We start from the raw sequence: 16,843 nt of genomic DNA, 5'->3' as shown, positions 1-16,843 counted from the left end.
CTGTATTTAAACAGTTGATTTTGTAAAGCTAAAAAACATTCTCTTTATTCGCTAAAATAATTTAACTTTGGCGATACACTTTCCATACTCAAAGGGTCATATTAATAAATTCAAATGTTTAAATAACTAAATTACAGATCTTTCCGTGAGTTAAATTATGAATTAATGTGAATAAAAAAATTGATAGAATTCTTTTGTTAAAACCGAATACAATAATTGCCGATGGAATAGCTATACTATGGACACTCTTATGCATTATGTATTTATTTGATATTCCAGCTCATTTTTATATTAAACAGAATTCAACAGAGGTTAATCCAGCAGAATCACAAAGACTTTTTATAGATTATGGAAATGATTCTATCCTCGATTCAATTTATCCTATTCCTAATAGTACATTAACAAGAGTATCTGTTGTTGATGATCGAAAGAATAGTGTTAAATCAAATGATAATTATTGTCTTTCTGGTCATGAAGCAGATATATGGTATCTAGGTAGAAACGGAATTAAATGGATTAATGACACCCCTATTGTCTTTACAGGATTCGCAGATAATACTTCAGAAGTTAATGCAAGCATTTGTGATAAGGCTGGTGATTTATTATTATACAGTAATGGAACTTTTATTTTTAATAAGTATCATGAGAAACTAGCGACTATAATTCTTAAAGGAGGAGGAAGTTCTTCAATGTTTCTGATACTTCCTCAACCAGGGAATGATTCTATTTATTATGTTTTTCATCCCCAAGCACAATATGGAATTATTAATGACACAATTTTTAATTTATATTATACTATAATTAATGTGAATGCAAACCTACAACATGGAAAAGTTGTAAGTCTTAGCCAATTATTAATGAAAACGAGCTCAGAGAAAATTACTGGAATTAGACATTGTAATGGCAGAGATTGGTGGGTATTGGGCCTCAGGTCAACAGATGAGGCATTTCATTCATGGGTACTTTCTGATACAGGATTGACAGTCAATAGTCCTGTTATATCCTACTCCGGAAAAGTTAATCATTTGCTCACGTATGATCAAGAAAATATTGGCTGGCTAAAACCAAGTCATGATGGCAGATTATTACTGGAGATTACAACTGGAGGACAATTATATTCAACTGCAGAATTGCATCGCTTTAATAATGCAACAGGAGAAATCTATGATGGTATTACATTAATAGATCAAGAAGATAAATACAATGATTTGTATTCTGCTGAATTCTCACCGAATAATTCTAAAATTTATTATACTGGTCACCGATTGAGAAATGGATATGATCTATACCAAATGGAAGTAAGTATACATGATAGTTCGTTAATTAGAAATAGTATACAAGAAATTGCTGCAACACAAGCGAATATTGGTTCACCAATTCTTGGTAAGGATGGAAAGATCTATATTACTAATTGGGGATCAAAATCCGATTTTCTGCATGTTATTAATAAACCTAATCTTATAGGAAGTGCATGTGATTTTAATTATTTCGCATTTCCATTAGGATCAAAGTCTAGTCTTGGCGCACCTCTCTTTGCTTCAGGATTCCAATTTCCATATAAAGTGTATGTGCAAGGTCCCAATACATTTTGTCAAGATACTACAGTAAGATATATCATTACCGATCCATGCCCACATCCTACAGCACAATGGAGTATAATCGGTGGTGGATCTATAGTGAGACAATCAGGCGATACATTGGACGTATATTATGCTAAAGCTGGTAAGTATAGAATAGCTGCATCGTATCCCACGGACTGTGGGATGAAGACGGATACTGTTAAGGTGGAAGTACAACGATGTAATTGCCTAACACAGCTATCGTGGAGTGTTATCGACACACTTGTTTGCGAGGGAGCTAATGCGCAGTTTAAATTCATTACTAACAGTACAGAAGTATATATAGATAATCAACGAATTACTACAGATAGTTTTGCAATGAATAATCTCCAATCAGATACTTGCTTTAATCTTATGCTATCATATCCTCGATTCTGTGATTCATTGATAAGTATATGTATTAAAGTAGCTCCAATATACAGTAGTACCCAAGAATATACACTATGTCCTAATGATTCTATTATGATAGATAATATCTGGTTGAAGCGGGATACCAGTTTTCAATTAAAGTATGTAAGTCATTTATTGTGTGATTCCATCGTAGACATTAGTATACATCAATATGGTGTTGATACTAACTCACTAAAGCTAGAATATTGTCTGGGAGATACAGCAATTATTTTTAATAGAATAATATTTAGTGATACCAAGCTGGAACAATTATTTCAGTCTACATCGGGATGTTATGATTCATTGCAGGTAGTGAATATTGTGTTCAGTAAGAATGCCAAAGTGAATGATATAATTATTGAACGATGTTATGCTGATTCAGTTATTATATTAGACAAATGGTATCATGAAGATACGATTATTTATGATACCTTAAATTCACATAATAGTTGTGATTCAATCGTAATTTTTAGCATCAGGATTAAGTCAGAAATAACACCTAAACATCTTAATTATAATTTGTGTAATGGTGATACGCTGAATATTACTACTGCAACAGGCTTTGAAAGAATTTCAGAAAGTAGAGATCTAGAAGATCATTGGACCACACCATCAGGATGTGATTCACTAATTATTCATCACATTGAAGTGCTTCCTACTTATACTTCTAGTTTGATAATAAAGAAGTGCACTAATGACAGCATATTTTATAATGATAAGTATTATTTAAAGCCTATCGTATTTACTGAAACGCTCACTTCTGTAAATGGATGCGATTCTATCACTACAATCGAAATATCAGATTATCAAGAGTCTATGACAAGTACAGAGACATGGAATCTATGCTATGGTGATTCTTTCACATTGAATGGGAATTGGTTGAATTCAGATACATCATTAAGTACAATATATCAGAATATTTATGGTTGTGATAGTGTTCATCAAGTCATCGTGAAGTATTTTCCAAAAGTAGCAGAAAATACAATTGAATTCAATATTTGCAAAGGAGATTCAATATTTCTTAATGGATTGTATTATAAGGATTCTACATTGATCAAATCAAATTTGAAAAATGGAAATGGATGTGACTCCATTGTAAATATTATAATTGCTGTATTTCCTGAAAGCAGTCGGAGTAGTGAACAACATTTTATTTGTCCCGGTGATTCAATTCTCATAGACAATAAATATTACAATGACACCATTCAATTAGTAAAAAGAATGCAGGATAGGAATGGTTGTGATTCTATTCATACTATTAGCATTTCTGTATTGAGTGGTCCACAACCTCAAAGCGAAGTATTGCATTTTTGTAAAGGTGACTCTATCTATCTTAATTCCCAATGGTATAAAGTCCCTGAGAACATAATGATCAGGAAGTCGACCACTGGTGCTTGTGATAGTATCTTTAATTATACATTAGTTGTGTATCCAGAGATAAATATTGATTTGATCCCTGAATTAACTATAGAAAAGGGGATGACTTTCGTACTTGATCCAGGTTCAATTTCTGGAGATTTAAAGTACAACTGGCATCCATCTGATGATCTATCCTGTAGCGATTGCAGAAATCCTGTTCTAACTTCTAACTCAAGTATGACTTATTATCTCGAGATTATAGATTCACATGGTTGTATTACAATAGACTCGATTGTCATCAATGTATTTGACCAAAATGAAGACCGCATCTTCTTTCCAAGCATTTTTAGTCCTAACGGTGATAATACAAATGATGTCTGGCAACCGATTCCATCCAACCAAGGTATTAAATTAATGAAACTTGATATCTTTGACCGTTGGGGCCAACGAGTTTATCATTGGACTCATGATATATCACATTCATCCATTCCAGCTTGGAATGGTACAGTGAATGGAAGGGAAATGCTTCCTAGTATTTATGTCTTCCAATTATTCTGGGCAGATCGGAAGGGAGAGCATCAGAAAGTTGGTGAGTTTACTTTATTGCGTTAACTTTCGAATTTCGGCAGGTATTTGTATATTGAATTACAATTTATAAAATCCTGAAAAAACTTGATTCGCAGGTCCCGTTAGATATATATCAGTGGCATGTTGTCCTGTTTGGTGGAGTTCAACTTTTAGCTGCCCACCTTTTGAAATTACGGGTATAAACCCCACCTTTTGGGTGCTGTTATAGCCAGTGGTTTTTGTCCACCGTTTTTGTCCACCTTAGTCAGTATTGAGTTTTAATGTCATTGAGTGTCTTCTATTTGTTACTTATTTTTTATTTTTTTAAGCGTTGGATGATGAAACATTCTTTTCATACCAATTTATTTTTTCAATTAGAGTTTGTAAGGCTGTCAAATAAACCAAAGTTTTCCATTTCTCTTTGAAGAAAGAATATTTTCCGTGAATGATACTGTTCCTGTCCTCTTTAAATTTCTTTGCAAGAAAATCCAAGTAAACATCAATACCAATCAGAACCGTTTTATCATCTTCATTCATTAAGTAGTTTGATTCAACTTTTAACCCGTCAAGATGTTTTAGTCCGACTGCTTTGAATTCTTCCTCTGATAGAGTAGGGTTATCAATATGTTGAGAAAGTATTACATGAAACTCGGATAGTTTTTTCTCAATTCTTTCATTCGCCAATTTGTGATTCTTAAATTTTTCTTCAAAATTAGTTAAAGTTGGGCTATCAGTATGAGCATATTCAGTTACAAACTTCGAGTAAGAAAAAGGAATATCTTTTTTCCACTCACGATTTTTAATCAGCCCTTCAAGAGAACGATTTTTGATGTAAGCAAATGCTTCTGAATCGGAATCAGAAATTTCAGGATTTTGCTTTTTATAAACAAGTAATGCAAATTTTCTGACAAGTCCTTCAATCAATACTATGATTAAAATATTGGAAGGAATAAATTTTTCTTCCTCAATCAGTGGAAGCACTGCGTCCAAAAGAATTAAGTCATCTTTGAAACAAGATTTGGTGAAAAAAGATTTTTTAGTTTCAATAATGCTATTTACTTGATAAGGCAAATACTTTTCAAAAACTGTTTCATCTACTTTCCCTATTCCGTAATCAAGATGTTCACGAATGTTACCATGCTTAAACCAAGTCAAATCATTAAAGTAACTGAGCCGGGGGCTGCATCTATTAATTTCCATCAATATGAATAGATTTGTGCCCTGCCCGAAAGTAATTGCAATATTCCTTGAATGTTTTTCAAATGCTTCCTTGTATTCTTCTTCGGTTGCATTGGGACTTAAAGGAGGTGTTGGTCTTATAGCTTCCAAATATTCTGCAATCTTATCATCGTGTTGGAGTTTGTTTAATTTGTTGATTGTCGCTTTTAGTAATGCAATATTTCTATTTGATAAATCTTTTTCCCATTTCTTCTCTGGAAATTTTTGTCGTTCCAAATAAAAGTCCAAATAAGTATTCGCTAAATTCTTCAACTGTTTTAATTCTTGTAGACGATTTACTTCAACCTGTTGTTCTTCTTTAACTGGTTTGTATCTTTTTATCATGAAAATATTTTTCAAAATCATTTCCCTTCCACCATTTTATATAGTCTTTGTCAAGTTGTACGGTCTTCCTACCATTGGCTATAACGGACTTGGCATTGCCGCTGCACCGCCAAACCATTTGCAGCCAAAAATAAAAAAATAATTTATCATTAACGGAAAAAATTAAAAGTGAATGATTTTTGATGCTTGGCGGTGTAGTGTCTATGCCATGTTATATGCGGTGCTTTTCGATAAGCATTTTTGATGGCACAGATTTTTCAAAATTCTCTAAACTTTTTATTTTAGGAAATCGATGATGATCCTCATAACAATTTTTAAATATTAAGTAATCTGCCATACGCTTATTCAGATAATCTATATAGAATTGTTCATCTGTAAATATTTGAAATATAGCATTATGATCGCATTGTTGATTATAAGTGTAATTGTACATTTCGCAACACTCATCTAATACAGAGAAATCCTTTTGTATGTTTAGGACTCTGTCCTTTATGAAAGTATTTGCAAATTTCTTAATAATTATAAGAAAGGCTTGATAACATGAATAATAACTAAATTTACTAGTAAATCCTTTATTCATTTCTGTAACAGCCATGTTGAAGTTCTTTTCTTTAGATAAACTCTTATAAAAAACAGAATATTGCATATATAGTTCTTCCCAAGTTACCCTTCCGATCGGACTGACAAATCCAAAAAATGGCGATTCATATCTGTCATTATCATAAAATGCGGTAACCAATTCTTTAACTATGTTTATTGAATTACATGCCGAAATGCACAAAACTAGATTGTTACAACAAGAAATATTTATTCTTCTTAAATATGGTTTTAATTCTTCCCATGTGATTGATTCACTACTATTAAGGCTTAGGCCTAATTCCGAATCAAGTCCATGTGCCTCAATATGAATCAATGGATGGAATTTATTCTGAGTGATGCATGAATCAATTTTTATTAACAGGTTAATTAAATCATCTTTTGATTCAATGGATTCATATATTGGGTTTATATCATCAAATTGGGATAGTAAAATGTTTTTATAAAGATCTTCAGCTGTACTTTTATGAATACCATTTAATGATTCAATTAGAATAATTTTATCAATGATAAAAGGTATGTCGAAAGATTGGTTATTCATATTTTATATTTAGTATCGTTCATAAGGATGATGCGATTGATGGCTGCAGCGTGGATAGTCTAGTTGACATTGTCATCGCTTAGTATTTGCTATGTTTCAAGTATAAATAATTCCATTTTTTTTGTTACCTATCTCATTCACCATTTTTAAAAGTTTCTTTTCTTGTACTTTCGATATTTTCAGCGGTATGAAATTGTACTCGGCTTCATTGCCATCATTTGCGGAGTAATAACCTGTATACAACCATATTTCCTTGAAGGGTGACTCTTGGAATCGATTACCTAATTCCTCGAAAGCATTTCTAAAGTCATCTATTTCCATTGTAAATGTTCTATTGTCAATTATGAGAACTGAATTTATTTTGTCTGAATGTTTCTTTTTTTCCTTTTCTATTATCACGTTGTCTATGATTATACTTAGTTTATTTTTAGGATAATCAATTCTCCCCAATGTTAAAGTACTTTTTTCGTAAAATGGATTAGGAACTATAGCGGTTTTCGCAATATTTTGTTTCTCATAATCTTTGATCAAAGAATCTACATTTTGATCAGGAAATAATTTGTTTAGTTTCTTCAGCTCATGAAAAGGAATTTCATTTTTGTTACTTTGTAAACCCAACCTCTCCTCGCTTTTAAGCATTTCAAAATTCCAATGATTATCGGAAATTGAAGTTATTTCAATGTTTAAATTTTCATTTGTACTTAATTCGATTTTATAATCCCAGGGGTCGTCTCTTGATATTATATTAAAACCGATTGGAGAATCTGCAAAGAATTTCGTTCGTCTAGTTATGTAATGAATAAAAATTAGTTGTTCTCGAAGTCTTGGGTCGAAAACATTCAAAAATATTCTTCTCAATATTGTTCCATCTCTTTTAACAATTAGATACTCTTTGTAATTCATTTTTTTTGTCAAATTATGAATTGGGAAGAAAGAACTATTTTCAATTTTAAAATTTTTTACTATTTCACTATTTGGCAAATATTTAGTTGCTACAAAAGTATCCACATTAATAGAAAATATATTTTTAAAATATTTTAATAACCTTTTAATTGATTTTACGAAATTCTGATACATACTTTTTTTTAATTGAGTTTCGCACATAACATTTCGATATACACATGTTTTACATAAAAGTTGCGTTTACTTCCAATAAATAATTGCTTACCACTGGGTTAACAATTCGTTATTTATTCCATTTGAATACGGTAAAAGGAACTTTATCTTCAATTTAACTTAGGCAATATTAAGTCTTCCTCCTATAAAGACTACATCTATACAACCAAAATCTTAATTTCATACAATAGAATTTACCAACATTTTGGTTTGTAAATATATGTAGTTTTAATTAATAACCAATACTTAGTAATTAAATTCCACTAATAATATGTTCTATCTCCTACTTATTTTGAAATCCAGTTATATTAATATTTTCAGATTTATTCTTTTTTTATCAAGATTGGACCGTTTAATTTCCATTTTGATAATATGTATGTTATTGAATTTCAAAATCAAATCTAAACTTGAGTATCGCAATAACATCTATTTAGTCAATAATTCTAGGACTTAATAAAGGTGGGATGCCATATCATTTTAGAGTAAGGGGTGGCGGGTAGTGATATATTATGTATGCATGCCTTACCGATGTTCATCTAAATATGCACTATAGCCATTCACATCACGAAGATCATTTTTCTTGAAAGTGAATTTCATAGGATACAATAGTCTTGGCTGTTATTATTAGTATAAGTCAGTACAATAATTCCTAAAGCGTAATTTAACACAAACCTCCTTATAAATATGATTCTCTATTTTAGCATGAATTATATTAAATATATACAAGTTGAGACGTTAGTATCGGTCTAAAATATATTATTAAGACAATGTTATCTTAAATGTCTTGATCCAATTATCATCTTAGTCTGACTTCAATTATTATAAAAAAAAATTCCATCTGGGCCAATTAAAAGTTTTTGATTAATATATTCTCTATTGTTTAAATAAAATATTTGTACACCTATATATACACCTAATCAAGTAATAATTTATAAATAATTGATTTACAAATATATAATCAAGTCCGCTCTCGACCTCAACTTTCTAAATCCTCTTATTCTTGCGAGTAAGGGGATTTTTAATTTAATCCTATTCTTACTTGCCCAATGAAGGAATAAGTAAATAAATGGGATGCCATTCTATTAAATTATCGATTTGAGTTCTCTATGGAATTAATTCCATTATAAACGAATTTTTGCCTGATAAATATCACGCTTCTAGTTGACTAGTATCATAGATTAATACATTTAATGAAAGTATACTTATAGTATTAATGATCAATTAAAATTACAATCATGAAGCTAACTTTAAAAATTTTAGTCCTGACCTTAATTGTTTTTGGAAACGCAAGTGCTCAGATTTTTTTGTCGAATAACAATGAGCTAAAGAAAAAATTATTAGATCGAATTCACTTAAAGGGAGTTAAGCCCTACGAGAAAATGGCTCAATTGAATCAATTCACACATTATTTGAGGGCTGCGGAATTAAAAATGAGGCTCGATAGTTTTGTGTTTTTTGATTCTACTGCAGCTCAAAACACGTTTAGAAGTATCTATTTTTATGATGCAAAGCAGCGAAACACTGTCTTAAACTTTTATTTGTGGGATAATCTCAACAAAAAATGGATGGGATTTATTCACGCTGTTTTCTATTACAATACAAAAAACCAGATCATAGAAACTCAAAGTGGAGATTGGAATAGTCAAACCAATTCATTCGACATAAACTCAAAAGTATTGAATGAATATAACTCTAAAGGTATATTAGTTAAAGATTCGAGCTATATATTTGATTCAGGAATCTGGAGCTTGGATGAAAAAAGTGAATATACCATAATTAATGACAAGGTAGCAGTTGCTGTTGTATCAGACCATGATGGAATGAGCTGGGTTAATTATAGTAAAAACGTATATCAATATGATGGTTCAGGAAATTTAATTGAAGACCTTAACTTTGATTGGGATGCTAGTTTAGAAACCTGGAATGAAGATGATAAAACCATTTTTATTTACAACTTAAGTAACAAATTAATTGAACAAACTAGGTATTCATGGGATTTTAATGCATCAACTTTCATTAACGATAGTCGGATTCAAACTACCTATGATGCTTTTGGCTTAAAAACTAGCCAATTAGAACTCGATTGGGACCGACAAAATTCTACTTGGTTGAATGTAGAACTCTTTGAAGTCAGTTATTCACAAGCTAAAAATCCAACCAAAATTTTAATTTATTCCTGGAGCAAAACAAAACAAGCTTGGGTCAATATTAATTTATTTCTCAACAATTTTGATGAATCAGTTAAAGGCAGTCAATTAATTCTACCTGTATTGGATATTTTCTATTTATTATTTCAATTCGACGCTTTTTCTAATGGGAGACCACTAGCTGTAGCCTATTATGAACAAAAAAAAGCAACTGGAGAATGGGGATCTCGAAATCTAATTAGTTTTCATTATTCGCAACATGAAGTTAATCGTTTGTCAGATATCAAAAAGAATACATTAAAAATTTATCCTAATCCAATAATTGAGGAGCTTATTTGTGAATCCGAAATCGAGAATGGATATTATACAATAATTTCCATAGAAGGTCTTAAAATTGCAAGTGGAACATATGTAAATGGTGAGATTATTTCTGTATCGAAAATACCTGCAGGTATGTATACTTTACTACTTCAAGATAGCCAAAAGCATACTTATCAAAGATCATTTATAAAATTGTGATAGTATAACGATCCTAAAAACCATCTTTCCCCTTATTTTAACGAGTAAGGGGATTTTTGTTTTTGTACAAGTAAGTTTAATAGCTTATAAATTAAGTTTGGATTTTTGTTTATTTCTTTGTCTGTAATAATAATTGTATTAAACTAAGATTTGAAGATTTTTCAATTCTATTATTTTTTCAATTGAACTTTCAAATTAATGCATTCCACTTTACTGGTATCCTTATAGAATATAGGATTTGGTTTATTATCACCAATAACCTTTAGGGATTCTATTCTCAATTGATGTGTATCATCAAACACCATGGCTGGACGATAATCGGGATCTTTGATACTCAGGTTTATGTTTTTAAATGTTAATCCTTTAACATGTCTTACATAGAATCCCCATGCCGGTAATTCGCCAAACATTGAAAACTCAGGATAGCTCGTTTCAAGTTCAGGAACGTCTTTTATGCGATATAAGGGTATGTTGGCATATGCTTTTAGTCCTCTGCCCGGATAGATGATTTTAATATTTTCTAAAATCACGTTTTCTACATAAACACCTGGATTCCCGGTAATGGATGAAGGGAATACATTATGAAAATAGGGTAATTCCGGACCTCTGATGTTGTATGCCATATCCGGTTTGTTAAACGGTACAGTAACCTTTATATTTCTAATGATGACATTTCGCAAAGGACCTGCAGTCGGGGCACCACGTATTTTTCCAATACGTATAAAAATGGCATTTCCGGTGTTTTTGGCTACTATATTTTCGACGAGTACATTTTCTATAAATCCTCCCTGAGTACATTCGATAGCAATGGCTGATCTATACGTATCATAAACTTTAATATTTTTGATCACTACGTTTCGGGCGCCACTTACTAAAGAGGTTCCAAATTTTACAGCGCACGAACTCGAACGAATGGTGCAATCAGCAATATAAATGTTATCACAAATTTGGGACAAACTAAAATCTTCAGATTTAATACATATACCATCATCAGAGGAGTTGATCTTGCAATTGGTGATCCGAACATGTTGACAATCCACGATATCAATCCCATCATTATTCCAATAAGCATCGCTTTCGACACGAATATTATCAATGATAATGTTATTGCATTTCTCATAAGTTTGAACCCAGCATGCTGCATTTTTTATCAGCACATCCAATACCTTAATATGACTGCAACGATTAAACTCAATGATCTGAGGTCTCAATTCAGCCCAAGATCTTCGTTCTGCCAAATAATAATTGTGACTATCGATTTTTCCGGCATAAAATAGGCTGTCAATATGTAAGGCCAGCTGGTCTCCTCTTCCATCAATAGTTCCTTTTCCGGTTATAGAAATGTTCGTAACACCATCAGCCATGATTAATGCCTTCCATCTGTTGAGTTTTATATAATCCGAAATATTAATGCTCCCCAACAATATGGCTCGTTTTTCGAGATGAAGAGAAATTCCACTTTTTAATATGATGGAACCTGAAACAAATTTACCTGCTGGGATTACGACCACGCCACCACCGTCGGCATAAGCCTGATCTATTGCATTCTGAATAGCTTTAGTATTCAGTGTAACACCATCACCTATTGCACCAAAGGAGGTGATATTATATTTCATTGCATAAGATGAAATAGGAATGGTGAATATCAGAATGAAAGATATAGCGTAATATTTCATAAAATTAAATGATGCTACAAACATAAATGAAATTTACAATATATTTTTATTTTCTGTTCAATCAACAATTTCTATAAATGAATGTAATGGAACAATTAACCTATCGATAAATTATTTCAACATATATGGTTTTTTAAATAACTTTGTCTGATCAAAAATATAAATGGACCCTAAAAGATATAAATTACTAGTATTTATTTTATGCGTTTCCATTATTTCCAGCTGTATCCTATTCTTTTCGAAATCTGGAATTGTAGCCTATTTTCTTCCTGATGCTCGTGCTACAAGCTATTTACATTTTGATGATACCGACACTTGGAATGATGGTTCATTAGGAATAAATACTAAGGCTATTTTATCGTCGCGTTTTAAAAATTTGACGCATCTGAAAACAATGGTTTCAATTCAATACGAACAGGATTATTCGAAGCTCGATAGCAATGCATATCGGCAATCCATTGTTCATTTAAAGTACCCAAACAATGCGGTAACCGTGCAACGCACCATGATTTCCGGTATCAGTCAAAATAAAATATTGGAACTTCGAAATGCTGATTATTTTACACGAAGCTGTTTTGCTTTTTCCAATTCATATATTATTCGACAAAGAAAAGAATTGGAAGTTTCCTATATACTAGCTCGAAGAAAACCAGTGATGTTTGGACCAGGAGATAAATCTTTTTATGACCTAGCGCTAGTATCATGTCAACATATTAATACACCTGAGTTAGCATTTCAGAATGTCAGAGATAGTTCTGAGAAGGGATACATCAATACCTTTAATCATGTTACTGCACAGGCGATTATTACTTCGTTTTTTTCAGAAGATTTGGGAGATTTAATTGGCGATTTGCATGAAAGACAAAATATGCCTGAAATAACTTCCGGTAGATTTACGGAGAAGCAACTTAATGATTCAATAAATAGTCCCGAGGATAATTATGTAGACATCATTAATAATGAGATTGGTCAAAAAATTGGACTTAGACTAAGACATAAATACAAGTTGAACGAGACTACAAAATGCAATGAAGTATTATTAGCTTCTTATTTAAATGATATTCAAAGTTATTACATGTGGGCATTTGAAATGGGGATGGATCCCTATCGTCCTACAGATGATATCATCATTAAATTTTCGAATAAAATCAATACCCTCATGAAAAGTTTGTAATAGTATATTCAATCAGTCCGTCTAAGCATGATTGCTTCATTGAGTCTTGGAAATAATTCGATAGAATGTAGAATCTTTGATGGAAGTACTGTCACAAATAATTTGATAAGCCTCAAGCATAGTTTCTACTCCGGTATTTTTTTCTTCCAGTAGTAGTTCTTTCCAGTTTTTTCGAATGATGGCATCTTTGATTATGGTATTATTCAAATCCAGAAAATACAATTCCGCATGGGTCATTATCGCTTTAGAAAAATTGGCATTCGAGACATTCGTGTACATCAATACGCAATAGTCAAAATCCGATTCATTAAAAAGTGAATTACTTGCTACCGTATGAATCATGGATGCATTGGTGAAATGCGAATGTATTGCAGTTGCATTTGAAAAAAGAGCACTATCTAATTTGGCTTTGTGGAAATCAACTTCATTGGCTTTTACCCAATTCATGGTAGCAGAAATCAAATTAGTACCAACCAAAGTGGCCTTATTCAAATTTACACCCATTAAGTTAGCTCCATTTAAATTAGCATCATTTAGATTGACGCCTTGCAGATTAGCATATTCTAAATTGGCGTATTTTAAATCAATTCCACTGAGGTCTAAACCATGTAAATCCGCATTTCTTAAATCTGCACCATAAAAACTTACGTTTGCTTTTATTTTATTGAAAAAGGTGGAATCCATTTTTGTTTTAAGTATGGCGAGTAATAAAAGTCCTCGTTCTTCACTTAAGCTTACATTTACTTTATTGGCAAAATCCCATACTCTATTTTTTTTGAAGGAAGAACTTAATGACACAATCCGTTCTACCATGTGATTCATAGTTGGGGTATCATGAATGTAATTTTGGTTTGAATCCAAATCGTTGATCAAATCAGATAATAAAGAAATGTTGATGCGTTGTTGTTCTATATTGGTGTTTGATTTTAAATCTTCCAAGGCAGCTTGAGTCTGTTTCAATTCTTCATTTATTTGTCGATTATGGTTATACGAAAATAGGCAAGCACAGATTAAGGCAATTATGATTATAGAAACTAAAAAATTAGAATTAGTCAAACTTTTGATCAATGAACCAGTCAATGAACTATGTTCTGTTTCATCAGTATTTGTGCCCTTATAAATTTTCCAAATTCGAAATAGTGAAATCATAAAACCTATGAGTCCAAGGCACCCGACAACACCAATCCAAAACGCGTCATTCCGATCGATGTAAGGCATTTTCATGTAACCCAATACCCATCCCAGAATCATACATAAGAAAAGTAATAAGATATGAATCAATCTTCGGGTCATTTTTATTTACAATGTAGGACTTAATGTTATGATAAAATTTACCTTTGTGTACATCAGCACAAAAGTAATCGTTTAAGCTTGTAATTTAAAGATCAGTATTTGATTCTTAAAAGCTCCGATGAGGATCTATTTCTAAATAGCTATTTTTACACCATGAATCTCTTGAAATTTTTAGTTCTAATATTATGTTTGCCTTTAATGAGTGTCAATAATATTGCTGATAATCCTAAAGGTAAATCCACGGCTCCGAACAAATTCTACCGGACATCCAAGCCACTTGCCCGATGGTTTTGGTTTGCTACAAAAATTAAACCATCAGATGTTAAGTTTCAACTCGACTGGGCGAAGCGAAATCAGTTTGGTGGGGTAGAAATCGCATGGGTTTATCCATTGTACCGTTACAATCCTATTTATGCTCTGATTTCTAACAGGCAGTATCCCATGGATACCAGTGCACAGGAGTGGTTAAGTCAGGATTGGACAGATATCGTAGCTTATACCAAGCGGTATGCTGATTCCATAGAACTGGCCTGTGATTTCACGTTTGGAAGTGCTTGGCCTTCCGCAGGCCTAGATATTGATAAACAACACGGCACCCAAATCTACGGGGATACATGTTTTAGTCAGATGCTGACCTTTTCCTGGGCCTATCCTCAAAATATGAGGGTAATCAATCACCTCGATTCTAATGCCTTTAAGCTTTTTGCTGATCCATTTCAGACCGCCATGAAGGAGGTATTAAAGGGTTCAAAATCGGCGCTCTTTATGGATTCCTGGGAAATCAAACTCAACAAAACAAATAAAATTTGGACTCCCGGCTTTGATTCAACATTTAAAGTAAGATTCAAGTACGATATTATACCCTACATGAACATGGGTATAGATTCATTTCCTGATGTGCGGTATGATTATATGTTGCATTTGGATGCGTATATTAATGAAGGATTCTATAAGCCTTTTGTAAGCAAGTGTAAGGAAATGGGAGCCTGGTCCAGGGTACAATGTCTTGGTGCACCTACAGATGTGATGAGCTCTTATGCATTGGTTGATATTCCGGAAACGGAAGCTATGCTGAACAATCCCAATTACTCTAAAATAGTGAGCTCTGCGGCTTGTTTGTCATCCAAGGAAATGGTAAGCTGTGAATCGTTTACTTGTATGTATGGTTTTCCGTACACCTACCTGAGAAAAGAGCAAACTGCCGATCTTAAAATGGTAGCTGATGCCTTGTTTGCCAATGGGGTCAATCAGCATATTTACATTGGAATGCCCTATAATCCTGAAGGTGTAGATACGATTGATTTTTTTGCCTCTTGTTATTTTGGTCCCGGAGGAAGTCTGACAGATGAAATACCTGCTTTTAATTCTTATGTTGAAAAAGTCTCCGGTATTTTACAAGAGGGTAAGACTTACAGTGATGTGGCAGTATATATTCCTTATGAAGATGCATTGATGAAAGGCGCCTATCCCCCTGAAAGGCAGCGTGTGTGGGTATGGGGAGAATATGAAATGAGATACATAGATCCTCCGGCAGAAACAGCAGGATATCATCCGCTGTGGATCAACCGACATTTTTTGGAGCAGTCCAAAGTTGTAAATCGTAAGCTGGTCGTCGGTGATGCTTCATTCTCACTGCTGTATGTCGATGTAAAATATATGGATATTCGGGCCCTAAAACGGATTTTACAATTGGCCAAGGATGGTTTAAGGATATGTATAAAACAAACCCCGAGTCAACCCGGTAAATCCAAATCAGGAAGTTATGCAACACTAATCCGACAATTATTAGCATTACCACAGGTCTCAAAACATTTTGATCAGATCATCAATCATCCGCCATTGATTCAGGGAGATAGCTTGCCGGGGTATTGGTGCAGGACGACGAAAGATGGAACTAAATATTTATTTTTAGCACAATGGGGGTCCAAAGATTTACAATATCCTGTGTACTCAGGTCAGTCTCTGATGACTGAATCAAAAACCATGGCATTCAACATATATACCAACAGAAAACTACAAAAAATTAATGTTGAGTTTAAGCCTTATCAGTCAGTTATGTTGAAAATCGCGCCTAACGGAACAATAGATTTTATGGACATAACTTTTATTCCGAAGACACCAATTGTGCGTCCGCGAGAGGTACAAAAAACATATTTTTAGGAGATATATTATTGAATGCTACGAATCAAGGTTTGAATCAATCGATTGCTTAACTTAAATGATCACTATCCTAAAATGAATACATAGAATCTTTAATATTTACATTAAAAATTCACGATATC

General features: G+C 32.6%; 9 protein-coding genes. 4 read left to right on the top strand and 5 right to left on the bottom strand.

Annotated elements, in window-relative coordinates; translation table 11 throughout:
* The first annotated feature begins 167 nt into the window (after positions 1 to 167).
* The gene (locus tag IPK88_04120; protein ID MBK8242589.1) at positions 168 to 3,980 is read left to right on the top strand and encodes a T9SS type B sorting domain-containing protein; all 3,813 of its coding nucleotides are present in this window, start codon (positions 168 to 170) and stop codon (positions 3,978 to 3,980) included.
* Positions 3,981 to 4,259: 279 nt separating this feature from the next.
* On the opposite strand, the gene IPK88_04115 is transcribed toward IPK88_04120, so the two are convergent.
* The 3 genes from IPK88_04115 to IPK88_04105 form a co-directional block, all read right to left on the bottom strand.
* Positions 4,260 to 5,498, bottom strand: coding sequence for a hypothetical protein (locus IPK88_04115; GenBank protein ID MBK8242588.1), 1,239 nt, complete (start codon positions 5,496 to 5,498; stop codon positions 4,260 to 4,262).
* 211 nt (positions 5,499 to 5,709) lie between these two features.
* Positions 5,710 to 6,636: a hypothetical protein gene (locus IPK88_04110; GenBank protein MBK8242587.1), complete on the bottom strand. Its 927-nt coding sequence runs from the start codon at positions 6,634 to 6,636 to the stop codon at positions 5,710 to 5,712.
* A 96-nt stretch (positions 6,637 to 6,732) separates the two neighbouring features.
* Positions 6,733 to 7,551 (bottom strand): hypothetical protein, encoded by an 819-nt coding sequence (locus tag IPK88_04105; protein MBK8242586.1) that lies wholly within the window; start codon positions 7,549 to 7,551, stop codon positions 6,733 to 6,735.
* 1,436 nt (positions 7,552 to 8,987) lie between these two features.
* Between IPK88_04105 and IPK88_04100 the strand changes: the two genes are divergently transcribed.
* On the top strand, positions 8,988 to 10,418 hold the full coding sequence (locus IPK88_04100) for a T9SS type A sorting domain-containing protein (GenBank protein MBK8242585.1): 1,431 nt from the start codon (positions 8,988 to 8,990) through the stop codon (positions 10,416 to 10,418).
* Between the two features lie 170 nt (positions 10,419 to 10,588).
* On the opposite strand, the gene IPK88_04095 is transcribed toward IPK88_04100, so the two are convergent.
* Entirely contained in the window at positions 10,589 to 12,094 is a 1,506-nt protein-coding gene (locus tag IPK88_04095; protein ID MBK8242584.1) for a right-handed parallel beta-helix repeat-containing protein, read from the bottom strand.
* A gap of 163 nt (positions 12,095 to 12,257) precedes the next feature.
* Between IPK88_04095 and IPK88_04090 the strand changes: the two genes are divergently transcribed.
* Positions 12,258 to 13,268, top strand: a complete 1,011-nt coding sequence (locus IPK88_04090; protein ID MBK8242583.1) for a hypothetical protein — start codon at positions 12,258 to 12,260, stop codon at positions 13,266 to 13,268.
* 36 nt (positions 13,269 to 13,304) lie between these two features.
* On the opposite strand, the gene IPK88_04085 is transcribed toward IPK88_04090, so the two are convergent.
* Positions 13,305 to 14,561: a pentapeptide repeat-containing protein gene (locus tag IPK88_04085; GenBank protein ID MBK8242582.1), complete on the bottom strand. Its 1,257-nt coding sequence runs from the start codon at positions 14,559 to 14,561 to the stop codon at positions 13,305 to 13,307.
* Between the two features lie 153 nt (positions 14,562 to 14,714).
* On the opposite strand from IPK88_04085, the gene IPK88_04080 reads away from it, so the two are divergent.
* Positions 14,715 to 16,721, top strand: a complete 2,007-nt coding sequence (locus IPK88_04080) for a hypothetical protein (GenBank protein ID MBK8242581.1) — start codon at positions 14,715 to 14,717, stop codon at positions 16,719 to 16,721.
* Positions 16,722 to 16,843: the final 122 nt, after the last annotated feature.

This window comes from Candidatus Defluviibacterium haderslevense (genome assembly GCA_016712225.1).
GTDB lineage: Bacteria > Bacteroidota > Bacteroidia > Chitinophagales > Saprospiraceae > Vicinibacter > Vicinibacter haderslevensis.
The sequence above is the reverse complement of the archived record's forward strand: the minus strand, read 5'-3'. Positions and strand labels throughout refer to the sequence as shown.

What these genes read in the sequence shown, in the direction of transcription:
- IPK88_04095 (MBK8242584.1), bottom strand. Translation starts at nt 12,094, where the DNA reads ATGAAATATTACGCTATATCTTTCATTCTGATATTCACCATTCCTATT.
- IPK88_04090 (MBK8242583.1), top strand. Translation starts at nt 12,258, where the DNA reads ATGGACCCTAAAAGATATAAATTACTAGTATTTATTTTATGCGTTTCC.
- IPK88_04085 (MBK8242582.1), bottom strand. Translation starts at nt 14,561, where the DNA reads ATGACCCGAAGATTGATTCATATCTTATTACTTTTCTTATGTATGATT.
- IPK88_04100 (MBK8242585.1), top strand. Translation starts at nt 8,988, where the DNA reads ATGAAGCTAACTTTAAAAATTTTAGTCCTGACCTTAATTGTTTTTGGA.
- IPK88_04110 (MBK8242587.1), bottom strand. Translation starts at nt 6,636, where the DNA reads ATGAATAACCAATCTTTCGACATACCTTTTATCATTGATAAAATTATT.
- IPK88_04080 (MBK8242581.1), top strand. Translation starts at nt 14,715, where the DNA reads ATGAATCTCTTGAAATTTTTAGTTCTAATATTATGTTTGCCTTTAATG.
- IPK88_04115 (MBK8242588.1), bottom strand. Translation starts at nt 5,498, where the DNA reads ATGATAAAAAGATACAAACCAGTTAAAGAAGAACAACAGGTTGAAGTA.